The organism is Streptomyces sp. NBC_00457, assembly GCF_036014015.1.
In the GTDB taxonomy this organism is placed as follows: Bacteria; Actinomycetota; Actinomycetes; order Streptomycetales; family Streptomycetaceae; genus Streptomyces.
On record NZ_CP107905.1, the window covers coordinates 9,413,913 to 9,438,842 of the forward strand.

Genomic DNA, 24,930 nt, shown 5'->3' on the forward strand with positions numbered 1-24,930 from the left:
CTCCGGCCATGGACACAAGTGCGCAGGTGGACGCGGTACCGCAAGGTGGGACGGCGGGCCGTCCCATGGAATGGGCCCTGCGTTCCGCTGAGCCGGCGGACGTCGAGGCGATCGCGGAGCTGCGGGCGACGGTGATGCGCCCGGATCTGGAGCGGCTGGGACGGTTCGACGAGCATCGGGTCCGGCAGCGGCTGCGGGACTCCTTCTCCCCGCAGCACACGTCGGTCATCGTGGCCGAGGGCGCCTTCGCGGGCTGCGTCACCGTGCGCCCGGCCGAGGACGGGCGGTGGCTGGAGCACTTCTATCTCGCTCCGCGTCTCCAGGGCAGGGGGCTCGGGTCGGCCGTCCTGCGCACACTGCTGCGGCGGATCGACGCCGATCACATGCCCGTCCGCCTGAACGTCCTGCGGGGCAGCGCCGCCCGACGGCTGTACGAGCGCCACGGGTTCACCGTAGAGGCTCAGGACCCGATCGATGTCTGGATGGTGCGGCAGCCGCCTGCGGGCTCCCTCGGAACGTGTTCTCCCGGAACGCCCAGCTGATCCTCGGTTCCACGGCGAAGCGGAAGACCTGCCGTACGGGCGGGGTGCACAGCACGGTGACGACACCGGCCGCCACCACGGTGACGGCGATGGCGCCCAGCGGCCCATGGACCCAGGCGGGGTCGTACCAGCCCCAGAACTTGGAGCCCTGAGCCACGAACCCGTGCAGCAGATAGCCGTACAGCGTGCCCGCGCCCAGCATGGTGAACCACATGCGCCGCCCCGGCACCCAGGCGAGGAAACAGGCGGCCAGGAGCATCGAGCAGCCGAAGGTGACCAGCGTCATCACGGGCCCGTACCAGGCCGGTGCGCCGAGTTCCGGGGCGCTGTCACGGTGGTAGAACCAGGCACTGGTCATCCGGGGCACCGCCCAGTACGCAGCGACGAACGCGCACAGGAACACCGGCACGGCCGCGATCCGCACCTCGCGCCGCCGGACCAGCCGGAAGTGCTCGGGCTTCAGAGCCAGGCCCAGCACGAAGTACGGCAGGAACTGCAGGGTGCGCTGCAGATCGAGGTCGTTGCCGATGCTCGGCGCCAGGGTCGCCAGCATCGCGACGGCGAGCGCGACCGGCAGGGGCCGGCGTACCGATCGCCACAGCGGCGTGGTCAGCCGCCAGATGACCAACGCCACCAGGAACCACGTCAGATACAGGGGATCCAGCAAGGTCACCGGACGGTCCGGCACCTGGTCGGTCCACCTGGTGAAGAGGGTGTACGCCGTCTCGAACACGACGTACGGGACGATCAGACCGGTCACCAGCCGTTTGAGCTGCTCCGGGCGCGCGTCGAAACCACGCGAGAAATAGCCGGAGATGACGATGAACGCCGGCATGTGGAAGGCGTACACGAGCGTGTAGAGCGCCATGACGGTCCGGCTTCCGTCACGCAGCGGCTCCCAGGCGTGTCCCATCGCGACCAGCACGATGGCCAGATACTTGGCGTTGTCGAAGAACGCGTCGCGTTGTTTCGTCCCTTCGCGCGCCGGAGCCTCGCCGCTGTGGCGTGTGGTGTCCGTGGCTCTTGGTCTTACGGGAGTGACTGCTGTGACGAAGCGGCGCGACATCTCGTGCGCCTCACCGATTCGTCGCGACGCAAACCTCTCGATACGAGGAGCAGTGCCGACTCCCTCGCCGAGCACCCGCGACTCAGCCGGCCGCCGCACGCCGTGTCACGACGGCGATGAGCGCGGCGGCCGCCGCCAGTGCCGCCACGCTGGTGAGGGCGGTGGGAAGGGAGAACCAGTCCGCCATGAACCCGATGGCGGGCGGGCCCAGGAGCATGCCGCCGTAGCCGAGCGTGGACGCGATGGCGACTCCGTCGGGGCCGGCCAGGGCGCCCGCGCGTTCGATGGCGACGGGGAAGAGATTGGCCAGACCGAGTCCGGCGATCACGAAACCGAGGAGGGCCGCCCAGAGGGCGGGAGCGAGGGCGCCGAGCAGCATGCCGACGGCGGCGGTCGTGCCGCCGTACACCAACGTGCGCGTCTGGCCGAGGCGTTCGAGCAGCTGCGTGCCGGTGAGCCGCCCGATGGTCATGGCGAGCGCGAAGCAGGAATAGCCGACCGCCGCGACACCCGCCGTGGCATCCAGATCCTGCTCCAGGTGCAGCGCGCTCCAGTCGGCCAGGGCGCCCTCACCATAGGCCGTGCACAGCGCGATGAGGCCGAAGGTGATCACGAGGGGGCGGGTACGGGACCCCGGCCGGCGCGGCGCGGACTCCCCTCGCGGTGCCCTCTCGGGCGGTTTCGGGGGCTGGACAGGCGGTTTCGGAGGCTGGATGCGCAACAGCGTGCGGCCCGCGAGCGCGGTGACGAGCAGCCCGATCAGCGTGAGCCCGAGCAGGTGCCGCGTCGGAGTCAGCGCACCGGCGACGAGCGCACCGAGCCCGGCGCCGATCATGCCGCCGAGGCTGAACGCCGCGTGGAAGCTGGGCATCACGGGGCGTCGCAGGGCTCGCACCAAGTCGACCGCGGCGCTGTTGAAGGCCACGTTGATCCCGCCGTACGCGGCCCCGAAGACCAGCAGGACGGCCCCGAGTGCCGGCACGGAGTGGGTGAGCGGGGGCAGGGCGACGCTGAGGGAGAGCAGGATGCCGCAGATCACGGTCATCGGATGGCTGCCGAAGCGACGGCACAGGCGGCCGGTGACCATCATCGTCACGACCGCGCCGGCGGAGACGCCGAGGAGGGCGAGGCCGAGTGCGCTGCTGGAGGCGTTGGTCTGCTCCTTGATGGCCGGGATGCGCACGACCCAGCCGGCGAAGACGAAGCCGTCGAGGGCGAAGAAGACCGTGAGGGCGATACGGAGTCGGGTGAGGTCGCTGCGGTTGCCCGGCACGGCGTTGTGCGTTCGGGCTTTGTTTATTAGCGGCACAAAGTCAGGCTAGGGCGTGCGTAGGGGTGAGGCAAGGGTGTCGATCGCCGGTCGGCCGGGGTGGGAAGGGTGGCGCAAACGGACGTTGCGCTCGCTTTGCGAGGAGCTGGTTGGATGGAATGGCAGCGCTCCCACCCGCAGAGTCCGGCCCCGTCCCGCACTCGCCCTGAGCGTGCTCGCCGCGGTGCTGCTCTGTCTGATCCCCTGGAGCGGAACCGCCGTTGCCCACGGCTCGGTCGTCGACCCGGCGTCCCGGAACTACGGACGTCACCTGAATCGTGCCTCACGGGTCCCGGACCATCCTCCGGTCCGGGACCCGTGACGGCTACGTGAGGCGGGCGGGCCCTCAGAGCGTGGTCAGTTCGTAGAACCCCCTCCCGAACGTCGCCGCCACCAGCCGGTGGTGCCCCGCGTCGTACTCGATGTCGTCCACCGGCACCTGCGGCATGCCGCGGCCCAGGCGCAGCCAGCGCCCGCCGCCCGTCACGGACGTGAACACGCCCTGATCGGTGGCGATATGGAGGACACCGCCACGGGCCACGACCAAGTCGTTGACGGGGGCCGCCGGGAGGTTGCCCGACAGGTCGCGCCAGTGCCGGCCGCCGTCGGCGCTGCCGTACACGTGGGGGAGCGGGTCGCCGGAGCGGTAGCCGGAGTGGGTGGTCCACACCCGGTCGGGGTTCTTCGGATCGACGACCACCCGGGTGACCCAGGGGCGCCCCTCGGCCAGCTTCGTCCAGGTGGCGCCCAGGTCCCTGGTCACCCAGACGCGGCCGTCGTCCGTGCCCACGTAGACCGTGCGGCCGTCGGACGCGGGGGCGATGGAGGTGATGGTGCCGTAGTTGGGGTAGAGCGGGTCGGAGCCCGGGCCGCCGCTCAGGTCGGGGCTGACGGTCTGCCAGGTCTCGCCGCCGTCCGTGGAGCGGTTGAGGACTTCGGAGCCGTAGTAGAGGACCTTCGGATCACGCGGATCGAAAGCCATCGGCGTGAACCAGTTGCGGCGCTGGAACGTCGTCCGGTCGGCGAAGTACGTAAGGGTGTCGCCGCCGTCGGTGGAGCGGAAGCAGTTGCCGTACTGGTAGCAGGCGAAGACGTTGTTCACGTCGGCCGGGTTGATCAGGTTCTCCTCGCCGTCCCCGCCGAGGTACTCGTTGAACTTCTCCCCGCCCCAGGAGCGCAGCGAGCCGTTGTCCTGGGTTCCGCCCGAGATCCGGGTGACGTCCTGCGGGGTGATCGCCGCGCTGTAGAGCTGGGTGTACGGCTGGTGGCGGGACTTGACCCAGCCGCCGTCGCCGCGCGCGTCGGAGCGATAGACACCGCCGTCATTGCCGAGGTAGACCCGGCCGGGGCGGCGCGGGTCCCACACCATGGCGTGGTGGTCGACGTGCATGCTGGTGTCGTCGGCGCTCCAGGTGGCGCCGCCGTCCTTGGTGGTCAGCAGGGCGACCCCGGCCACGTGCACGTGCTCGGCGTCCCGGGGGTCGATCCACACCTTCCCGAACCACCAGCCGAAGCTGGACTGCGAGTTGGTGAGGTCGTCGTCGGCGGGTGTGCGGGTCCAGTTGTCACCGCCGTCGGCGGAGGCGTAGAAGCCCTCGAAGGAGCCGCCCGCCTTGTTGACGATCGCGTAGAGCCGGTCGCCCGCGACGCCCAGGCCGATGCGTCCGACGTCGGGGCCCACGGCGGGCAGTCCGCCGCCCAGCCGCTCCCACGTCTCGCCGCCGTCCGTGCTGCGGAAGACGCCGGAGCCGACACCGCCGTACGTGCGCAGATCGGGGCGGCGGCGCTTGTCCCACAGCACGGCGTACAGGCGGTCGCCGTCCGCCACGATCTCGGTGGCGCCGGTGAACTCGTTGGCACCGGTGAGGATCCGCTCCCAGGTCGCGCCGCCGTCCTCAGAGCGGTACACGCCCCGGTCGCCGCCGCCGTTGTAGAGCGAGCCGGCCGCGGCCACGTAGATGCGGCGCGGGTTGGCCGGGTCGACGGTGATGGCGCTGATCGCCCCGGAGTCGCGCAGGCCGAGCGGCGTCCAGCTCCGGCCGCCGTCCCGGCTCCGGTACAGGCCCGTCCCCTCGTACGTGATGCTGCCGCCGCCCGGGTTGGGCTCGCCGGTGCCCACGTACAGGGTGCCGTCCGGGGCGGCCGTGACCGCGCCCATGGCCTGCGTCCAGCTGTCGGGCCACACCGAGTGGAACGTGGCCCCGGCGTCCGTGCTGCGCCACAGACCGCCGCTCGCGGCCGCCGCGTAGAGGGTGTCGGCGCGCTTGGGGTCCAGTGCGAGGGACACGACCCGGCCGCCGATGTTCGTGGGGCCGGCGTTCTTCCAGCGGCCGCCGACGACCGGCAGCTTCCGGGCCTGCGCCGCGGCCAGGTCGTGTGCGTGGCGGGGGATCGACTCGCCGTACACGGTCTTCTGGGCGTAGCGGTACTCGGCGGGGGCGGACGGCCCGCGCACCGGCCGGTACACGTCGGAGGGGCCGGGCGGGGCCGCGCTCGCGGGTGCGGTGAGTAGCGAGGCGCCGGTGACCGCGGTGAGTACCAGCGCAGGCAGACCTCTGCCCATGAAAACCCTTCCGTCACATCGGCCACGTCAAACGCGAACGACGTTACGAGAAGGGCGAGTTGAGCAGAAGAGCGCGTCGGCCACTCAGCCCACCGCCGCGGGCGCCTCCTCCAGCGGGAAGTGGCAGGCCGCGCTGTGCAGTGGGGCTCCCGGCAGTGCGGCGGGCGCGGCCTCGGCGCAGACGTCCTGCGCGCGCCAGCACCGGGTCCGGAACCGGCACCCGGACGGCGGGTTCGCCGGTGAGGGGATCTCACCGGTGAGCAGGATGCGCTGCCGCCCGCGCCCACCGCCGGCCACCGGCGAGGGCGCCGCCGACAGGAGCGCCGCCGTGTAGGGATGGCGCGGCCCGTCGAAGACCTCCTCGACCGGACCCGACTCGACGATCCGGCCGAGATACATCACGGCGACCCGGTCGGCGAGATGGCGCACCACGGACAGGTCGTGCGAGATGAACACATACGACAGTCCCAGCTCGTCCCGCAGATCACACAGCAGGTTGAGCACCTGCGCCTGCACCGACAGGTCCAGCGCGGAGACCGGTTCGTCGCACACGATGACGTCGGGTTCCAGGGCCAGGGCGCGGGCGATCCCGATCCGCTGCCGCTGCCCGCCGGAGAACTCCTGCGGATAGCGGTGCGCGTCGGACGCACGCAGCCCCACCAGCTCCAGCAGCTCGCCCACGCGGGCCGAACGCTGCCCGGCGGGCACGAGGCCGTGGTGGGTGCGCCAGGGCTCGCTGATCAGATCCGCCGCGGACATCCGGGGGTTGAGCGAGCCGAACGGGTCCTGGAAGACCATCTGCACCTTGCGGCGCCAGGCAAGCAGCTCCGCACCCGACAGCGCGAACGGGTCGACGCCGTCGTACCGTACGGTGCCCACGTCGGGACGCTCCAGGAGCAGCAGGATCCTGGCCAGCGTGGTCTTGCCGCAGCCGGACTCGCCGACCAGGCCAAGGGTCTGCCCGCGACCGAGGGTCAGGTCCACGCCGTCGAGTGCGCGCAGCCTGGTGCCGCGCCTCACCGGGAAGCTCTTCACCAGGCCGGTGGCCTCCAGCAGGGTGCCGTGCTCACGCATCAGCGAGCTCCTTCCCGAAGTGGCAGGCGGCACTCCGGCCCGTCGCCGTGGCGGTCAGCTGTGGCCGGTGGGTGGCGCAGCGGTCGCGGGCCATGGGACAGCGGGTGCGGAAGGCGCAGCCGGTGGGCACGGACCGCGGGTCCGGCGGGCTGCCGGGAATGGAGCTGAGCCGGGAGCCCCGGTGCTGTTCGGCCGGTACCGACTCCAACAGGCCGCGCGTGTAGGGGTGGTGGGGCTGAGCGAACACCTCGGCCACCGGCCCGGTCTCCACGACCGTGCCCGCATACATCACGGCGACGCGGTCCGCGTGCTCGGCGGCGAGTCCGAGGTCGTGCGTGATGAGGACGAGCGCCATGTGCTGCTCGCTGCGCAACTCCCGTAGCAGGTCCATGATCTGGGCCTGCACGGTGACATCCAGGGCCGTCGTCGGCTCGTCGGCGAGCAGGACCCGCGGGCGCAGCGCGACCGCTGTCGCGATCAGCAGGCGCTGGCGCATGCCGCCGGAGAACTGGTGCGGATACGCGTCGGCGCGTGCGCGTGCCTCCGGGATGCCGACGCGCTCCATCAGCTCCACCGCCCTGGCCCGCGCCGCCCGCCGGGACATGTCCTGGTGGATCCGGAACGGCTCCGCGAGCTGCGTGCCGACCGTCATGACGGGGTTGAGTGAACTGAGCGCGTCCTGGAACACCATGGCCAGACCGGGCCCGGCCAGCCGCCGCCTGGCCCGCGCGTCCAGCGTCAGCAGATCCTCGCCGCTCAGCCGCACCTGCCCGCCCACCACCTCGGCGACCGGATCGAGCAGCCCCGCGACGGCATGCGCGGTCATGCTCTTGCCGCACCCCGACTCGCCCAGCAGCGCCAGTGTCTCGCCGGAGCGGACAGAGAAACCGACGCCGCGGACGACGGGGACGGGGCCGGTGGGGGTGTGGATGTCGACCGACAGGTCTGTGACGGAGAGGGTGGCGGCCGACGCCGGCTGTTCAACGTGAGCGTCCGGCGCCGGTTGTTCGACGTGAGCGTCCGGCGCCGACTGCTCAACGGCCGGGCCGTGGCCCCGGGTTCCGTCGGTGCCCGCGGTGGTGCGGGCGCCCGCACCCTTCTCCGCCGTACGGCGACCGCGCCGCAGCCCCTGCCGCCACCGCTGCCCCGGATCCGTCGTCAGCCGGGCCCACGAGGCGAGCACCGTCGCCGACACGGTCGTGAGGACGATGGCGAGCCCCGGGAAGAGCGCGATCCACCACGCGCTCTGCAACTCCTGCCGCCCCTGCGCCACCATCAGCCCCCAGCTCACATCGGGTGGCTGGATGCCGATGCCCAGGAAGCTCAGCGAGGACTCGGCCAGCATGACGAAGCAGAAGTCGAGCGCGGCCACGGTGAGCAGCGTGGGCAGCACCGAGGGGGCTACATGGCGCCGGATGGTCGCCCAGCCGCTGGTGCCGAAGGTGCGGGCCGCGTCGATGAAGAGCCGGCTGCGCAGCTCGGCGGACTCGGCGCGCGCGGTGCGCAGATAGACCGGGATCCGGGCGACGGCCAGGACCAGCACGATGTTCGCGGCGCTCGGCGAGAACACGTACAGCACGACCACGGCCAGCAGCAGTGACGGGAAGCTGAGGATCACGTCGGCGATCCGCAGCGACACGTTCTCGCGCCATCCTCCGTGATAGCCCGCCCACATGCCCCACACCGACCCGATGATCAGGGAGCACAGCACGGCGGGCACGGCCACGGACAGTGTCGTCCCGGCCGCCGCGAGCAGCCGGGCGGCGACGGGCCGGCCCAGGGAGTCGCTGCCGAGGACGAACGCCCAGCCGTGGTCGAGGCTGAACGGCGCCCGCCCGGGCGCGCGCAGGTTCTGCCGGGTCGCCAGGTCGTCGGCGAGGAGCGGACCCAGTACGGCGCACAGCGCGACCATCACCAGCACCAGCGCCGCCGCGAACGCGAACCGGTCCCGCAGCAGCGGTGCGAGCCAGTTCCGCCGTGCCGCTGTCCCATCTGCTTTTCGAAGCATGTCCCGTCCTCGACTCATGCCGCCGCCGGCTGCCGTACCCGTGGATCGAGCAGCGCGTGGCAGAGGTCCACCAGGATGTTGAGCGCGAAGATCACCAGTGCCGTGAGCAGCACCGCGGCCTGCAGCACCGCGAAGTCCCGCTGCAGCACCGAGTCGATCATGAGTTTGCCGATGCCGGGCCAGCCGAAGACGGTCTCGACGACGACGGCCCCGTTGACCAGCCCCACAGCGAGGTCGCCCGCGACGGTGAGCGCGGGAGCCGCCGCGTTGCGCAGGGCGTGCCCGAACACCACCCGGGCCTCGGAGGCGCCCTTGCTGCGCGCCACCTTCACGTACGGCGCGGAGAGCGCGGTGATCATGGCGCCCCGCACCACCTGGACCAGCACCCCGAACGGGCGGATGAACAGCGTGGCCACGGGCAGCACCCAGGCCGCCGCACCGCTCGTACCGGACGTGGGCAGCCAGCCGAGCGACACCGCGAAGACCAGTACCCCCATGATGGCGAACCAGAAGTCGGGCACGCTCGCGGCGGTCGAGGAGAGAAGGCTCGCCACCCGGTCCATGGCCGAGTTGGGCCGGTAGGCCGCCAGGCTGCCGATCGCCACGGCGCCCACGATGGAGAGCGACATCGTCCAGCCCGCCAGCTGGAGCGTCGCGGGGAAGGCCCGCAGCGCCGCCTCGCTCGCCGGCTGGGCGGTGCGCAGCGACTCGCCGAAGTCGAGCCGCGCGACCTGGGCGAGGTAGTCGCCGAACTGGGTGATCAGCGGCTCGTCGAAGCCGTTGCGGGCGGCGAACTCCGCCCGCATCTCGGGTGTCGCGCTGAGCGGCAGGTACAGGTTGGCGGGGTCTCCGGTGAGGCGGGCGAGGAAGAACACGCCGAGGACGACGACCAGCAGCGGTATGACGCTGGAAACCGCACGGCGGCGCAGCAGGATCAGCACATCCGCCCCCTCAGTCCGCGCGGCGCATGTCGGCGAGCCGCATCTCGTCATTGGTGGACGGGTCCGGCCGGTAGCGGACCTTCGGGGAGAGCGCCAGGATCCCGGTCATGTTGGCCATGACGGCATCCCGTACGACCTCGTCATTCTGGTACGTGAACGCATCCGCGAACGCCGTCTGCCGCGCCGAGCCCGAGGCGAGCTCCGCCCGCTCGATCATTACGTCGAACGCGGCGGTGCCGTAGCTGCTCTGGGCGCCCTTGCTGCCGTAGATCTGCTCCATCGTGAACGCGGCGTCCCCGGCCTGGTTGCCGTGTTGCGCCTGGAGCAGGGTGGGGCCGGTGTCGCCCGCCGGGAAGGGGCGCAGCAGGTACTCCAGCCAGGCGTTGACGTCGAGCATCTTGATCTCTGCCTTCAACCCCGCCTTCAGCAGGCCGTCCTGCACCACCTCCATCGCCTCGGCGGCCTTGGGGTAGATGCCGGTGCGGCCGATGATGGTGATGGTCCTGCCGGTCGGGACGCCATCGGCGCGGGCCTCGGCCACGAGTTGCTTCGCGCGGTCCGGGTCGTAAGGCCACGGCCGGACGCGGGGGTTGTGCCCGGTGACGCCCTTGGCGACGAGCTGGCCGGTCGGCCGGCCGGCGAAGACCGCCGTGGTCAACCCCACGCGGTCCACGGCGTAGTTGATGGCTCGTCGGACCCGGATGTCGTCCAGGGGTGGCTTGGTGGCGTCCATCCGCAGGTACGACACCTCGTTGGTGGCGAACTCCACCGCCCGGTCGCCCGCCCCGTCCTCGGGCGCGAGACCGATCGCGACATCCGCCTCGTCATTGGCCACCATGGCGGCGCGCACGCTGCCCTCCGCCCGCCACACATAGGTGGCCGCGTTGAACTCCGGTGCCCTGCCCCAGTACTCGGAGAAGCGCTTCAGGCGCAGGAAGCGCCCCTCGCTCCACTCGTCGATCCGGTACGGCCCCGTGCCGACCGGCTCGCGCACCCGGGAGTTCGGCGCCGTGCTCGTCGGCACGATCTCCACGAAGGACAGGCGCAGCGGCAGGATCGGGTCCGGCTCCGCTGTGGTGACCTTGAGCGTGGTGTCGTCGACCGGTACGGCGGTCAGCTCGCTGTCCGCGAAGATGTAGCCGTCGACGTTGCAGTCGATGCGGGAGTCCGTGGCGCGCTTGACCGAGAAGGCGGCCGCGTCGGCGGTGAGCGGCGAACCGTCGTGGAATCTGACCCCCGGCCGGAGCGTGAAGGTCCACGAAGTGGCCGACGTGCGGCTCCACTTGGTGGCCAGCGCCGGCTGAAGCCGACCGGTGGCCGCCTCGCGCTCGGTGAGCGCCTCCGTGATGTTGGACCGCGTCACCCGGCCCGTCGCGGTGAGTGAGGCGTCGCAGGGTTCGAGGGTCGGGGGTTCCTCGGGAAGGACGATGCGCAGGGTGCCGGGACCGCCTCCGATGGGGTCGGCGCCGGCCACCGAGCATCCGGAGACGGTGAGCAGAACGGCCAGGGACGTGACGATCGGACGGGTGCGGGCTGAGCCTGGACGGGCCACTGAGCCTCCGTCTGTCCATAACAGCAAACGTAGTTTAGATATATGGACGCTCATTGATGTTGCACGCGTCAAGAGGTGTGAAGCTGCCGTATCTGTTGACGTGTTGGATGCCGTCCTAAAACATTCGGGAAGCTCGATTGGTTCTGTGCGGTTCTGTTCGCTCCCGAAGGGAATCCATGTCCAGCAGACATCGCCTCGTCCGGGCACTCGCGGTCACCGTTCCCCTGGCCCTCGGCGCGGGACTCATGGCCGGGCCCCCGGCTGCCGCCGCCGACGCGGTCACGGTACGCATCGACCCTTCGTACCAGCAGCAGGAGTTCGAAGGGTGGGGCACGAGCCTGGTGTGGTTCGCCAACGCCACCGGCGGCTACCCGGACCCCATCCGCGAGCAGCTCGTCGACATGCTGTTCGGCGAGGACGGTCTCCGCCTCAACATCGCGCGCTACAACATCGGCGGCGGCAACGCCCCCGACGTCCGCACGGACTACATGAAGGCCGGCGCGACGATGGAGGGCTTCTGGAAGGCTCCCGCGGGCACCACCAGGGAAGACATGGACTGGTGGAACCCCGGCGACCCCGACCACTGGAACTGGGCGGCCGACACGAACCAGCGCTGGTGGGTGGACCAGATCAAGGACAAGGTGACCCGCTGGGAGGCGTTCAGCAACTCGCCGCCGTGGTTCCAGACGGTCAGCGGATACGTCTCGGGCGGCTTCGACGCGAGCACGGACCAGATCCGCGCGGACCGCGTCGACGAGTTCGCCACCTACCTGACCCGGGTGACGGACCAACTGGAGAAGAAGCACCGCATCAGGTTCGACACCATCGCCCCGCTCAACGAGCCCAACACCAACTACTGGGGCACCCAGTTGGGTCCCGACGGCCGGCCCGTCGGCGGCCGTCAGGAAGGCGCGCACGCCGGGCCCGAGCTCCAGCAGAAGGTCGTCCAGGCCCTGAGCCGGGCCCTGGCCGACGCCAAGACCCGCGCGACCGTCTCCGCGATGGACGAGACGAACCCGGGCATCTTCGTCCAGAACTGGAACGCCTACGACAGCGCCTCGCGCGCCGCCGTCGACCAGCTCAACGTGCACACCTACGGCACCGGCATGCGCACCAGCGCCCGGGACAGTGCCAAGGCCGCGGACAAGAAGTTCTGGATGAGCGAGGTCGAGGGCACCTGGGGTACCGGCACCGACTTCACCGGCATGGAGCCGGGCCTCGGCATCGCCACCCGGATCGTCGACGACATGCGGGAACTGGAGCCTTCCGCCTGGGTGTTGTGGCAGCCCGTCGAGGACTCGATCCCGCAGGCGCAGGCGGGAAAGAACTGGGGCAGCATCCACATCCCGTTCAACTGCAAGTCCACGGACACGCCACAGACCTGCCCGATCCGCACCAACACCAAGTTCCACACGATCCGCAACTTCACCCACCACATCCGGCCCGGCGACCACTTCGTCAAGGTCGACGACCGGTCGAGCGTCGCCGCGGTCCGCGGGTCCGGACGCGGCGCCACAGTGGTGCACGTCAACAACGGCACGACCGAGCGCGCCGTGACCCTGGACCTCTCCCGCTTCCGGCACATCGCGCCCGGCGCCAAGGTGACGCCCGTGGTCACCAGCGCCGACGGGGCGCTCGTCCGGGGTACCGCGGTGAAGGTGACCGACGACTCGGCCACGCTCACCGTGCCGGCGAAGTCGGTGACGTCGTTCCTCGTCGACGGTGTCTCCGGCACCGACAAGGACGCCGCGCTCGTTCAGCCCGGCCACACCTACCGGCTCCAGGGCGCGCAGAGCGGCAAATCCCTGGCCCCGTCCGACGACGGAAACGGCGTCGTCATCCGCACGAGCGACTCGAACGCCGAGTCCCAGCTGTGGTCGGTGCGCAAACTGACCCGCGGTGACGGCAACCGTGAGCGCTACGCCCTGGTCAACGCGGCGACAGGCAAGCGCCTCGCTGTGCGCGACAACGAGGCCGTCCTGGAGGACGCCGGCGGCTCAGCGCCACCAGCGCAGTGGATCATGTCGACGACCGGCGACGGCACCTGGACCTTCGTCAACGCCGCCACCGGCCGCCTGATCGACGTCGCCGGGCAGTCCACCGCGGACGGCGCCCGCGTGTCGGCGTACCTGCCCACGTCCAACGCCAACCAGCGGTGGACCGTGATCGACGAGACCGCGCTCCGCACCGAGCCCGCGAAAGCGTTCACCGTCCCCGGCCGCGCACCCGAACTCCCCGAAACCGTCACGCCCGTCTACCGGGACGGCGCCCGTGGTGCCCTCCCCGTCCAGTGGCAGGTCCCGTCCGACTCGCGGTGGCGCACGCCCGGCACGGTCCGCGTGAAGGGCAAGGCGACCGACGTACGCGGGCGCACCATCCCTGCCGAAGCGGTCGTCACCGTCGACACGATCGCCGCCACCCTTCCCGCCCGCGCCAAGACCTACACCGGCGGACGGCCCGACCTGCCCGCCACGGTCGTCGGCGTCGGCAGGCACGGCGGCGCCCCCGACCTCCCCGTCACCTGGGACCCGGCACCCGAGGGCGCCTTCGACGGCGCCGGAGTGACGACCCTGCGCGGCACCGCCCGCATCCCCGACGGCACCACCGTCCCGGCGACCGCACGTGTCCAGGTCACGGAACCCCGCCAGACGAACGCCGCGCGCGACGAGAACGTGACCGTCGGCGCCACGTTCACCGAGAGCGGCTACTCCGCCGACCGGCTGCGCAACGGGGACCTCACCGAGAAGGCCTGGTCGAACTGGAAGCCGGGCGTGAAGAACCCGTCCGACACCGTCACCTTCACGTTGCCTCAGGCCCGCGACGTGACCCGCGTCGTCACCCACTTCCACCGGGACGGCGGCAACGTCAGCTTCGCGCAATCCCTGAAGGTGCAGGCGCGGCAGGCCGACGGCACCTGGGCCGACGCGAGCGACTCCGTCGAGGTCGGCACCGAGGGCACACCCGTCGTCGACGTCCCGGTGAAGGCCGGCGGACCGGTGAACGCGGTGCGCGTGGTCATGACGGCACCCCCGGGCGGTTACATCACCCTCGGCGAGATCGAGGTGTACGCCAAGGCGCCCGGTGCCTCCTCGGACGCCGGGGCAGCGTCGATCGAGGTGGCCGGAGTTCCCGTCACCGGCTTCGACCCCGACAGAACCGACTACCGAGTGACGACGGACCGCCCGGACCGGGCCCAGCTCACGGCCACCGCACGCGACCCGTATGCGACGGTGACGGTCCGCAAGGAGGCGAGGACGGCGTACGTCGCCACCCTGACCAGCGAAGACGGCTCACAGACTCGGGAGTACAAGGTCACGCTGACCCGCGGCTGACCCAGGCAGGGGGCCGGGCACACCGGCCCCCTCCACCGGGAACGAACCCGTGCGGAAAATCGTTTTATGCGCAGCCGCGCTATACTTGCGTCGCCCATGAGGACCGCTGTCGTGCCTGGTCGCACGGCTCTCATAGCGAGGGGGTGGACGCCATTTCGGCACGCCCCGCCCGCATTCAGGAAGTCGCCGCCGCGGCAGGCGTCTCCGTGTCCACCGTGTCGAACGTGCTCAACCGGCCCGAGCGGGTCAACGCCCAGACCGCCGAACGCGTCCGCAGCGCGATCGCGGCGCTCGACTACGTCCCCCACCCCGGCGCCTCCGGCCTGCGCACCGGGCACTCGTCCTCGATCGGGCTGGTCCTGCCCGACGTGGCCAACTCCTTCTACGCGCGCATCGCACGGGGTGCCGCCGACGCGGCGTACGACCACGGCTATGCGCTCGTGCTCTGCCACAGCGGGGACGCGCCGGAGCGCGAACAGGGCTACTTCACCATGCTCGTCGAACAGCGAGCCGTCGGCGTCGTGGTCGTTCCGCTCAGCGCCGACCCGGGACGGCTGACCCGGCTGCGCGATCGCGGCATCCCGCTGGTCCTGGCCGACCGCGCGATGCCGGAGCGGGAAGGCTGCTCCGCCTCCGTCGACGACATCGCCGGCGGGCGCATCGCCGTGCAGCACCTGCTGGACCGCGGGGCGCGGGACATCCTCGTCGTCAACGGAGAGCGCGGGATCCGCCAGTGCGCCGACCGCTACCAGGGCGCCCGGCAGGCGGTGCGCAGCCGACGGGAGGCGCGCTGTGACCAGGTCGTCGCCCAGGAGATGACGGTGGCGTACGGCATGAAGATCGCGGACCAGCTCGCCGAGCTGCCCGACGGGGTCTTCTGCACCAACGACTTCCTCGCCGCGGGACTGTGCCGCGGACTGAGCGACCGTGGTGTGCGCATTCCCGAGGACGTCCAGGTGGTCGGCTACGGCGACCTCGACATCGCGAGCTTCGGGGCGACGACTCTCACGACGGTCCGGCAGCCGGTCGAGGAGCTCGGCCGGGCGGCCGTCGAGATGCTGCTCGACGAGATCGAGGCCCGCGCCGAACACGTCCACGAAACCCGGGTGTTCGCGCCCGGCCTCGTCGTACGGGACTCGACGCTGCCGCCTGCCGACCTCTGATCACGAGTGCGCGGTCGGCAGCGTCACCGGTCCCGCACGGGGCGAGCCCGGCGGCGCCGGGCAGAGGCACGGGGTACGGCGCGCAGAACGCCTGGCCGACCGGCCGGCTGCTGATCACGGGCCCGCGGTCCGCAGCGTCACCGGTCCCGCACGAGGCGCGCCCGGCGGCGCCGGCCAGAGGCAAGCGGTACGGCGCGCAGAACGCCTGGCCGACCGGCCGGCTGCTGATCACGGGCCCGCGGTCCGCAGCGTCACCGGCCCGAGCACTCCCGACGGAAGCTGGGACGGGAAGGCCCAGGCGGTCGGCGTCGCCTCGGCGAGATACGGCGCCAGGGTGTTGTAGACGGTCACCTCGATCCGCACGGTGCGGCCGGCGGCGCCGGGCAGCGCGAAGCGGTACGGCGCGCAGAACGCCTCGCCGACCACCTCCCCGTCCAGCGCGACCTCGACGCTGCCCCGCACCCGCCCCAGATCCAGCACCGGGTCCGGCCCAGGCGGCACATCGAGCACCCGCGCATAGGACACGCCCCCGCTCCAACTGCCCAGTCCCCGCGCGCTCCAGTCCCCGAGAGCCAGCGGCGCCGGCACCGTACGCACCCGCGCGGGCCCGCGCCACGCGGAGCCCGCGCGCAGGAGGGCCGTGGGCGCGGTGACGACCTCCAGCTCCGTGGGTTCCCCCAACGGCCGCTCCAGCGTGAGCACTTGGCCGTCGAGAGGGCGTTCCGCGCCGTTGCCGACCCGCACCCGCGCGGGAATCTCCAGCGGCAGATCGATCGAGACCGTGCCCGCGGGCACGGTGAACCGGAAGCGTTGCGCTGAGGCGTGCACGTCGTCGGTGGTCCGTAGGGGGAGCACGCGGCTGCCGAGCACCGGCGGGCCGCCGAGCCACTCGGTGTCCGGCAAGGGGTGCGACCGCACGGCAGCGTGGCAGTGCTGCAACTCGCCGCGTCTGACGGTGTCTTCGACGGTACGTCCGTGCCAGGCGCCCGACTCCGCCTCCCAACCGGCGCCACTGACCAGTGCCGTCGACTGCGCCACCAGATCGACGAAGACCGCCTCCCGGTCGCCGTCGGTCACCACGTCGAGCACGTGCTCGCCCGCCCCGAGAGCCACCTCGTGGCGGAAGAACATCGGCACCGCGCCCCAGTCCGCCTCGTAGTACTCCACCTTCTCCTGCCGCGCCACGACAGCGCCGTCGAGCAGCACGGTGACCGCCGCCGCGGCACCCACGACGAGCACCGCCCGCACTCCCTCGCGGGGCAGGCGCAACCGCGCGCGGTACGTCACCGGGCCGTCCGGCTCCACTCCGTCGGGCAGACGCATGAACCGCGGCCTCGGCGCGAATCCGTCCGGCTCGGACAGGCAGAAGTAACTGCCCAGCGGTGCATCGGCGGCGGCCGAGATCGTCGACGGTCGGCTCTGGGCGCCGGACAGTTCGTACTCGAGCACATGGCGAGCGCGGGCCACCGTCACCGGCGCGGAGGCCAGATACCCGCGGCCCGTGTCCAGCAACTCGCCGTCCCACCACACGCGCTTGACCGCCTCCGTGGCGACGTGCAGGTCGGCAGGTCCCCGGTGACCGGTCTCCACGATCGCCCGGACCCGGGCGACTGTTCCGCCGCCGGGCACGGGGACGCGTACGAACTCCTCGTTCACCAGGCCCTTGGTGCCGAGCAGCCCGCCCGGCTCCGGGATCCCACGGCTCGACGAGTACACCGCCACGTCCCACCCGGGCGCGAGGGGCAACTCGCCGTCCAGAACCCGCTCGACGGATTCGGCGTCGAGCGGCTCGGGGGCGTCGGCGGCGGGAACCGGCGACAGGAGACGGACCCGGTTGCCGTAGGTGGCCCGCGTCCGCCGCCACACCGCGTCCGGCGCCTCGGACTCGGTCCACTCCATGTCCCAGATCTGCGGCTCGGCCACGGACGACCCCGGGGGCAGAGCCAGATCGCCCCACCGGTTGTCCAGGGTGGGGATCAGGCGGCCCTGCCAGCCGGTCGAGACATCGATGACCGCCTCGTCCGACCCCGGAGGCACGGCCGCGCGGCTCGTCGGTGCGCCTTCGCGCCATACGACGAGCACGGCGGGGGCGCCGTCCAGGCACACCTCGATGGTCGACACGCCGCCCTCGGAGACGGTGACGCGTGCCGGGCTCCGGGTACCCGTCGCCGGGTTCCAGACCTCGGCCTCGGCGACCGGGGCGCGCACACTGACGGACGAGGTGCGGGCGTAGCGCGAGGGGTCGGTGGTGTGGTTCCGGGCGCCCCGTTCACGTACGCAGGCGTCGGGGAAAGCCCCCGTCACCAGGGCGACCGCCGCGTTCCCCTTCCTCCTGACCAGCAGCGGCACATCGCCGGTGGCATGTCCGGCCGAGTCGGCCACCGCCGCCGCGCCGGCTGCGGCGTCGCGCGCCCGCTCCAGCCGTGGATGGGACACCAGCGCCGCTACGACCGAGTCGTCACCGACCACACCGGCGGCCGTCACCGGAGGCCGCCCCACGACCACGACCCGTCCGCCGGCATCGAGCAGTTCGGTCAGCCGGCGTGCCGTCTTCTCCTCCAGGACGCTCGCCGAAGGCAGCAGCACCGCGCTGTACGCGAGGTCCCTGATCCGCAGGGCGCCGTCGGCGGCCTTGGCGCGCTGGAGGGAGTCGTCGTCGATGACGTCGAACGAGACGCGGCGCAGATCCAGCGCGCCTGCGCGGGGGCGCCGCCAGTCGTTGGTGCCGCACAGGTCCAGGTAGTGCCGCTGTGTCTCGTCGGCGTCGGTGTGCGGGGCGCCGAGCCGGCCGTCGCCGAAGTGGTGGACGGGTGCGTCCAGGGGGAGGAGGGACTGCATGGTGGCGGTGGGGTGCAGGACCGCCACGTCGGCCTCGTAGCTTCCCCAGGACATGATCGAGCAGATCCGGGCCACGGCCCGGGAGAAGGCCGGGTACTGCTTCCAGTACGGCTGTCGCCAGTCGGTGGCGGGCGGTGCCCACTCGAACCAGCCGCCCGCGGTGCCGAAGTAACTGGCGTGCGGGTTGTAGAGGTTGGCGCCGCTGCGCAGGAACGGCAGCAGCCAGTCGTAGGTGTCCTCCAGGGTGCCGCCCCAGCCGGAGGAGTGGAACGCCTCGATCCAGACGCGCTCGTGGCCGTAGAGGTGCGCCATCGAGGAGTGGACCTTGGCGTCGCCGTGGTGGTCGCTGCCCGCGGCGCTGTACCAGCGGTGGGTACGGAAGTAGTCCGTGTAGAGCTGGGTCGACTGGGCCGGGTAGCCCGCGCGGGCCGGGTTGCTCTGGTCGCAGCCCAGGAGCAGGCCACGCTCGCGGTGCCAGTCGGCGAGCGGGCGGAACAGGGCCTCTTCGGTGAGTTCCGCGCGGACCGCGTAGTAGTCGGCGCGGATCTTCGCCGCGTCGTCCGTGGTGCGGGTGCCGAACAGGGCCGGCAGGTGGTCGAGCAGGTCGTAGCCGCGCCGGGCGCGGAACTCCTCTGAGAAGCGGCGGCTCCAGGAGTTGGTGCCCGGCAGTTCGTCCTGGAAGCTGCCCGCGATGACGGTGCCCAGGTATTCCGGCACACGGCGGTCGTACTCGTGATGGACGGCGTCCATCAACGCGCCCACCGCGTGCGGGTCCAGGTAGTCGAACGCCGTGGGCACCGCGGTGACCAGCTGCACCTGGGTGCCGTCCGCGACCCCGACCGGATCAGGCAGGCGTCGGCCGCCGGCGTCGTAGGCGCCCACCAGGGTCTCGCCGTCCCGGAGAGCGACCGTCCCCCCGTGCACGGTCGCCGTGCGGGTGCGCAGGGCCAGGCCCGCGGCCTCGGGGTGCCGTCGGGTGACGCCGCCTTGGACGTTGGCGCCGGAGAACCCGATCTGGTCGTAGAACCACAGGCGCGTGCCGAGTCGGGCGGCGATCTCGCAGGCGTCGGTGAAGCGGGCCCACCACTCCTCGCCGAACCACGCCGGTTCGTCGGCGCGGGCTCCGAAACTCGGTCCCGTCGGCGCCAGGTTGATCACCACGAGGTTGTGGACGCCGCCGTCCGCGAACGCCCGCATCTGCCATTCCAGGCGGTCACGGGTGACCTCGGCGCCCGACCACCACCACAAGGGGGTGGGGCCGAAGTCGCGGGGCGGATGCTCGAACAGCTGCTGAAGTTCTGGGGAGAGCACGGGTGCGGTCCTTCCCCTAAAACGTTTTTAGATGGCCAATACGGTAGGGGACATGGAGGGTTCGCGCCATGGCCGTGGATGCGCCGGACCCACCTGGCGGACATGCCACGGATATCTGCGCGGCATCTTGTTGGAACGTTTTTCGCGCCCTATATTCTCTGCGATCCGGCCCGGAACCGCGATGTCACGAGACGACGGAGTCGCATCATGGCCGAAGAACCCGTCCCCAAGCACCTGTGGAAGGCCGCGGCCCTGTCGGGCATGGCCTCCTACCTCGACGCCGGACTGATCGTCAGCATCTCCGTGAACCTGGCCATCTACCGCGACAGTTACGACATGGGTGTGTGGATGGCCGGCGCGATCAGCGCGATCGTCACCATCTGCATCGCCGTCGGATCCCTGGTCGGCGGATGGCTCGCCGATCTGTTCGGGCGTCGCCGTGTCTACAACTGGGACATCTTCTGCTTCGCGGTGGGGGCGCTCGTCATCACGCTGGCGCCCGACGACATCGTCCTCCTGATCGGCGTGCTCATCGCGGGACTCGCGGCGGGCGCCGACCTGCCGACGTCCCTGGCCGTGGTCTCGGACGCCGCCCCCGCCCGGGCCCGCGGACGTCTCGTGGCCTTCACCCAGGTCATGTGGATGCTGGGCATCACCGTGGCCATCTTCCTCGGCTTCGTCCTGTCCACCACGGGCATGACCGGAGCCCGCATCATCACCGGCCAACTGGCCCTCGCCGCACTGGTCACCTGGCTGCTCCGCTCCCGGCTGAAGCTGTCGCCGGAGCAGGTCGCGGAGGAGGACCGGGCCGCCGCACAGCAGACGGAGGACGCGCCCGGCCCGCACGGCATCGCGTTGAAGAACGTGTGGACGCGGGCCGCCCTGCTGCCGATGGCCGCGACCTTCGTCTTCTACGTCACCTGGGGGCTCGGGGCCAACACCTTCGGCCAGTTCGGCACCTATCTGCTGGTCACCGTCAGCGACGCCTCACAGAGCCTGGCCACCGGGATCAACCTGGCCTTCATCCCGATCGGGGTACTGCTGACCATCGCCTTCGTCCGCGTCGCCGACAGCCCCTGGCGCGACCGGCTGTTCTACGTGGCCGCCACCGTGCAGATCCTCGCCTTCGTGATCGCGTCCCTGACCGCCGGTGCCCTGGTCGGCATGCTCGTCTTCTTCGTCCTCTACCAGCTCTCCAACCCCTTCGCCGGCGAGGCGAATTACAAGGTCTGGTCGCAGCTCACCCTGCCCGCCGACACCCGCGGCACCACCCAGGGCCTCACCTACGCCCTGTCGCGCGGGGTGTTCGCGGTCGCGGCGTTCTTCACCCCTGCCCTGGTCGACTACAGCCCGGCCGTCCTGCTCTGGTCCATCACTGCCTGCATGGTGCTGGCCGCTTTCGCCGGCGCCTACATCGTCCGTGTCCTCGTCCCGCGTTCACCCAGCGCCGACCGCACCCGGAAGGACCTGCGGATCGCCAGCGCCTGAGCCGGGGCCCACCCCGTCGGCGTACAAAGGAGCAAAGGAGCACCAGCCAATGGCTACGACCGCCCCCACGACGGCAACGACCACGGGCCGCACCGCCGAACGGGCCGCCCGGCTGCGTGAGTTGCTTCCCCCGGTGGCCCGGCGCCGCACCCGGATCGGACTCGTGGCCGGCGGACTCGGCACCTACTGGCCGCAGTTCCCCGGACTCCTCCCGCAACTGAAGGAGTCGGCGAGTTACGTCGCCGACCGCTTCCGGCAGATGGACGCGGAGGTGACCGACGTCGGGTTCATCTCCGACGCCGGGGAAGGCGCGGCGGCGGCCGAGAAGCTCCGCCAAGCGGACTGCGACCTGATCGTGCTGTTCCTGACGACGTATCTGACCTCGTCGATGGTGCTGCCGATCGCCCAGCGCTCGCACGCCCCCGTCCTGGTCATCGACCTCCAGCCGACCGAGCGTATGGACCACGCGTCCTTCGACACCGGCGCCTGGCTGGCCTACTGCGGCCAGTGCCCGGTGCCCGAGGTCGGCAACGTCTTCCGCCGGGCCGGCATCCCGTTCCGGTCGGTCTCGGGCTGGCTGCGCCAGGAGAGCGCCTGGCGGCGCATCGAGCAGTGGATCCGGGCCGCGCACGTCCGCTCGGCCCTGCGGCACGCCCGGCATGGCCTCATGGGGCACCTGTATCCGGGGATGCTCGATGTGTCGACCGACCCCACGCTGCTGTCCACGACGTTCGGCTCGCACACGGAGGTGCTGGAGTTCGACGACCTGCGGCACCGGGTGGAGCAGGTGACGGAGGCGGAGACCCGCGAACGCATGGCGCTCGCGCGGCAGGTCTTCACCCTCGACGACAGTGTGGTGGACGAGGACTTCGCCTGGGGAGCGACCGTGTCGGTCGCCCTCGACCGGCTCGTGGACGACTTCGGCCTCGACACCCTCGCCTACTACCATCGCGGCCTCGGCGGGGAACTCCACGAGCGGCTCGGCGCCGGCATGATCCTCGGCGCCTCCTTGCTGACCGCGCGGGGCGTGCCCGCGGCCGGCGAGTACGAACTGCGCACCAGCGTCGCCCAGTTCGCCTCCCAGAGCGTGGGCTCCGGCGGCTCGTTCACCGAGATCCAGGCCCTGAACTTCGAGGACGGCGTGGTGGAGATGGGCCACGACGGCCCCGGCCACCTCGCCGTCAGCGCCCGCGACCCGCTGCTGCGCGGGCTGGGCGTCTACCACGGCAAGCGCGGCTGGGGTGTGAGCGTGGAGTTCGACGTCCAGCCCGGCCCTGTCACCCTCCTCGGCCTCGGCCAGGACGCCGACGGCGGCCTGTCCTTCGTCACCTCCGAGGGCACCGTCGTCCCCGGACCGCTCCTGGAGATCGGCAACACCACCAGCCGGGTCGACTTCGGCCGGGACCCCGGCGAGTGGGTCGACGCATGGAGCGCCACGGGCGTCGGCCATCACTGGTCCCTGTCGGTCGGACACCACGCGGCGGACTTCAGGGCCGCGGCGAGTCTGCTGGGGATCGATCACCGGGGGGTGTGATCGGGGGCGGGTGCGTACGTCCGCGGGACCGGCCCGGATCGTACGTGTCCACCGCCGTGCGGCCTTCCAGGGAACGGTTCGGTGCCCGTCAGGCGTCGTCCCTCTTCAGGGCACGGTGGCCGTGTCCGGAAGAGGAGTGACCGGGTGCATACGGATGGATTCGCCAAGTGGACGCAGCGGTTCGAGGACGAGCGGGAGCGCCGGAACGCTGAAGGGGACCCGGACTGGGGGCAAGGGGCGACGTTGCATCCGGCGCTTTCGGCGAGCGTTCAGCGCTTCCAGGTCGGCGAGGACGGTGACGGCGCCAACCTCGTCGCCAAAGCGGACCAGGCCGGTGACGCCGACTACGCGCGGGCGGTCCGGCTCTTCGTCGCCGAGGAACAGAACCACGCCCGTCTGCTCGCCCGGCTGCTGGCCGCGGGTGGCGTACCGACGCTGACCGGCCACTGGAGCGACACCGTCTTCGTACGCTTGCGGCGACTCATGGGCCTGCGCCTGGAACTGCTGGTGCTGATGATCGCGGAAGTGGTGGCGCTGCGCTATTACCGTGCCCTGCGCGATGGCACCGACGACCCGCTCACGTCGGAGGTGGCGGGACGGATCCTCGCCGACGAGGAGCGCCATGTCCCGTTCCACTGCGAGCGACTGCACACCTCCCTGGCCGAACTGCCCCGCCCGATACGCCGCCCGGTGATGGCCCTCTGGCGCGTGCTCCTCCTCGCGGTCTGCCTCGTCGTCGCCGTCGACCACGGCCCGGCACTGCGCCGACTCGGCATCGGCCGCCTTCGTTTCGTGGCCGACGTCATGGCATCGGCCGACGCCGTGGTCTCCGCGGTGCTGGCACCCCGCCCGGACGCGTGGTCGAGCGCGCGCTGACACCCAGGCTGCTCCTCGGGGAGCGGCGGTTCGCGTCGGCGGTGTCGTGAACTACCGTCGTCATCGCCTCGACGAGGTCCCGGTCGGCCGAACCCCCGCCGTGCCCGAGCAGCGACAGGAGCTTCCGTGACGTACGACGTAGCCGCTCTCCGTGCGCAGTTCCCCGCCCTCAGCGCCGGGATCGCGCACTTCGACGGTCCCGGCGGCACACAGACACCCCGGCCGGTCATCGAGGCCATCGCCGACGCGCTGGCGCAGCCGCTGTCGAACCGGGGCCGGATCACCCCCGGGGAGCGCAATGCCGAGACCATCGTCACCGAGAGCCGCCGGGCCCTGGCGGACCTGCTGGGCGCGGAACCGGCCGGGATCGTCTTCGGCCGCAGCGCCACCCAGCTCACCTACGACGTCTCCCGCACCCTCGCCAAGACCTGGTCGCCCGGCGACGAGGTGATCGTCACCCGGCTCGACCACGACTCCAACATCCGCCCCTGGATCCAGGCCGCCGAGCAGGCCGGCGCCACCGTCCGGTGGGCCGACTTCAATCCCGCCACCGGCGAGCTGGGCGTCGAGGACATCCGTGCCGTGCTCTCCGAGCGGACCCGGCTCGTCGCGGTCACCGCCGCCTCCAACCTGATCGGCACACGGCCCGCGATCGCCGCGATATCCCGCGCGGTGCACGAGACCGGGGCGCTCCTCTACGTCGACGGCGTGCACCACACCGCCCACGCCCTGGTCGACGTCGAGCAGCTCGGCGCCGACTTCTACGTCTGCTCCCCGTACAAGTTCCTCGGCCCGCACCACGGCGTCCTCGCCGCCCGGCCCGAGCTGCTGGAGAGCCTGCACCCGGACAAGCTGCTGCCCTCGACGGACGCCGTCCCGGAACGTTTCGAACTCGGCACACTGCCCTACGAGTTCCTCGCGGGCACCCGCGCCGCGGTCGACTTCCTCGCCGGCCTCGACACCGGCGCCACCGGTACGCGCCGCGAGCGGCTGGCCTCCGCGTTCGCGGCGCTGGAAGAGCACGAGAGGGTCCTGCGCGCGCGGATCGACAAGGGACTGTCCGCCCTGGAGCAGGTCACGGTGCACTCCCGCGCCGCCGACCGCACCCCCACCCTGCTGCTCACCTTCGAGGGCCACAGCACCGCCGACGCGTACGACTTCCTGGCGCAACGCGGTGTCCAGGCGCCCGCCGGTTCCTTCTATGCCCTCGAAGCGTCCCGCCGACTCGGCCTCTCAGACACCGGCGGCCTCCGCGTCGGCCTGGCGCCGTACAACAACACCGAGGACGTCGACCGGCTCCTGGAGGGCCTGTCGGACTTCCTGACATGAAAGA

Annotated in this window: 15 protein-coding genes and 1 pseudogene; 8 read left to right on the plus strand and 8 right to left on the minus strand. The window is 71.5% G+C overall.

The window, feature by feature from the left end; translation table 11 throughout:
* Positions 1-65: 65 nt before the first annotated feature.
* The gene (locus OG828_RS43060; protein WP_328372632.1) at positions 66-542 is read left to right on the plus strand and encodes a GNAT family N-acetyltransferase; all 477 of its coding nucleotides are present in this window, start codon (positions 66-68) and stop codon (positions 540-542) included.
* On the opposite strand, the gene OG828_RS43065 is transcribed toward OG828_RS43060, so the two are convergent.
* Both OG828_RS43065 and OG828_RS43070 read right to left on the minus strand, forming a co-directional pair.
* Positions 448-1,608 (minus strand): acyltransferase family protein, encoded by a 1,161-nt coding sequence (locus OG828_RS43065; RefSeq protein WP_328504224.1) that lies wholly within the window; start codon positions 1,606-1,608, stop codon positions 448-450. The two genes, OG828_RS43060 and OG828_RS43065, sit on opposite strands and share 95 nt — an antisense overlap.
* 82 nt (positions 1,609-1,690) lie before the next feature.
* Positions 1,691-2,881 (minus strand): MFS transporter, encoded by a 1,191-nt coding sequence (locus OG828_RS43070; protein WP_328504225.1) that lies wholly within the window; start codon positions 2,879-2,881, stop codon positions 1,691-1,693.
* 142 nt (positions 2,882-3,023) lie between these two features.
* Between OG828_RS43070 and OG828_RS43075 the strand changes: the two are divergent.
* A pseudogene (locus OG828_RS43075) lies at positions 3,024-3,182 on the plus strand (cellulose-binding protein); the annotation flags it as partial.
* Positions 3,183-3,263: 81 nt separating this feature from the next.
* Here OG828_RS43075 and OG828_RS43080 read toward each other — a convergent pair.
* The 5 genes from OG828_RS43080 to OG828_RS43100 all read right to left on the minus strand — a co-directional run bounded on the left by OG828_RS43080 (position 3,264) and on the right by OG828_RS43100 (position 11,055).
* Positions 3,264-5,480 carry a WD40/YVTN/BNR-like repeat-containing protein gene (locus tag OG828_RS43080; protein ID WP_328504226.1) on the minus strand — a complete coding sequence of 739 codons (2,217 nt, stop codon included), beginning with the start codon at positions 5,478-5,480 and terminating at the stop codon, positions 3,264-3,266.
* Positions 5,481-5,564: 84 nt separating this feature from the next.
* Positions 5,565-6,554 (minus strand): ABC transporter ATP-binding protein, encoded by a 990-nt coding sequence (locus OG828_RS43085; protein WP_328504227.1) that lies wholly within the window; start codon positions 6,552-6,554, stop codon positions 5,565-5,567.
* Entirely contained in the window at positions 6,547-8,562 is a 2,016-nt protein-coding gene (locus OG828_RS43090; RefSeq protein ID WP_328504228.1) for a dipeptide/oligopeptide/nickel ABC transporter permease/ATP-binding protein, read from the minus strand. The genes OG828_RS43085 and OG828_RS43090 overlap by 8 nt, the downstream gene beginning before the upstream one ends.
* A 14-nt stretch (positions 8,563-8,576) precedes the next feature.
* Entirely contained in the window at positions 8,577-9,503 is a 927-nt protein-coding gene (locus OG828_RS43095) for an ABC transporter permease (protein WP_328504229.1), read from the minus strand.
* A 10-nt stretch (positions 9,504-9,513) separates the two neighbouring features.
* A complete protein-coding gene (locus OG828_RS43100) occupies positions 9,514-11,055 on the minus strand; it encodes an ABC transporter substrate-binding protein (RefSeq protein ID WP_328504230.1) in 1,542 nt (513 codons plus the stop codon).
* Positions 11,056-11,231: 176 nt separating this feature from the next.
* On the opposite strand from OG828_RS43100, the gene OG828_RS43105 reads away from it, so the two are divergent.
* Positions 11,232-14,387, plus strand: a complete 3,156-nt coding sequence (locus OG828_RS43105; RefSeq protein WP_328504231.1) for an RICIN domain-containing protein — start codon at positions 11,232-11,234, stop codon at positions 14,385-14,387.
* Positions 14,388-14,530: 143 nt separating this feature from the next.
* Positions 14,531-15,550 carry a LacI family DNA-binding transcriptional regulator gene (locus tag OG828_RS43110; RefSeq protein ID WP_328369630.1) on the plus strand — a complete coding sequence of 340 codons (1,020 nt, stop codon included), beginning with the start codon at positions 14,531-14,533 and terminating at the stop codon, positions 15,548-15,550.
* Between the two features lie 228 nt (positions 15,551-15,778).
* Here the strand turns inward: OG828_RS43110 and OG828_RS43115 are convergent, their stop codons facing one another.
* Positions 15,779-19,699 (minus strand): glycosyl hydrolase, encoded by a 3,921-nt coding sequence (locus OG828_RS43115; protein ID WP_328504232.1) that lies wholly within the window; start codon positions 19,697-19,699, stop codon positions 15,779-15,781.
* 207 nt (positions 19,700-19,906) lie between these two features.
* On the opposite strand from OG828_RS43115, the gene OG828_RS43120 reads away from it, so the two are divergent.
* From OG828_RS43120 to OG828_RS43135, 4 genes are all read left to right on the plus strand, one after another.
* A complete protein-coding gene (locus OG828_RS43120) occupies positions 19,907-21,187 on the plus strand; it encodes an MFS transporter (protein ID WP_328369636.1) in 1,281 nt (426 codons plus the stop codon).
* A gap of 49 nt (positions 21,188-21,236) precedes the next feature.
* A complete protein-coding gene (locus OG828_RS43125; protein ID WP_328504233.1) occupies positions 21,237-22,721 on the plus strand; it encodes an L-fucose/L-arabinose isomerase family protein in 1,485 nt (494 codons plus the stop codon).
* 144 nt (positions 22,722-22,865) lie between these two features.
* Complete coding sequence (locus OG828_RS43130; RefSeq protein WP_328369642.1) at positions 22,866-23,597, plus strand: ferritin-like domain-containing protein; 732 nt, start codon at positions 22,866-22,868, stop codon at positions 23,595-23,597.
* Between the two features lie 126 nt (positions 23,598-23,723).
* Positions 23,724-24,926 (plus strand): cysteine desulfurase-like protein, encoded by a 1,203-nt coding sequence (locus OG828_RS43135; protein WP_328504234.1) that lies wholly within the window; start codon positions 23,724-23,726, stop codon positions 24,924-24,926.
* The last annotated feature ends 4 nt before the right edge of the window (positions 24,927-24,930 follow it).

Bases quoted from the DNA above. Each gene is read 5' to 3' on its own strand.
- OG828_RS43060 (WP_328372632.1), top strand. From the start codon at position 66: ATGGAATGGGCCCTGCGTTCCGCTGAGCCGGCGGACGTCGAGGCGATC.
- OG828_RS43065 (WP_328504224.1), bottom strand. From the start codon at position 1,608: ATGTCGCGCCGCTTCGTCACAGCAGTCACTCCCGTAAGACCAAGAGCC.
- OG828_RS43080 (WP_328504226.1), bottom strand. From the start codon at position 5,480: ATGGGCAGAGGTCTGCCTGCGCTGGTACTCACCGCGGTCACCGGCGCC.
- OG828_RS43085 (WP_328504227.1), bottom strand. From the start codon at position 6,554: ATGCGTGAGCACGGCACCCTGCTGGAGGCCACCGGCCTGGTGAAGAGC.
- OG828_RS43090 (WP_328504228.1), bottom strand. From the start codon at position 8,562: ATGCTTCGAAAAGCAGATGGGACAGCGGCACGGCGGAACTGGCTCGCA.
- OG828_RS43105 (WP_328504231.1), top strand. From the start codon at position 11,232: ATGTCCAGCAGACATCGCCTCGTCCGGGCACTCGCGGTCACCGTTCCC.
- OG828_RS43120 (WP_328369636.1), top strand. From the start codon at position 19,907: ATGGCCGAAGAACCCGTCCCCAAGCACCTGTGGAAGGCCGCGGCCCTG.
- OG828_RS43125 (WP_328504233.1), top strand. From the start codon at position 21,237: ATGGCTACGACCGCCCCCACGACGGCAACGACCACGGGCCGCACCGCC.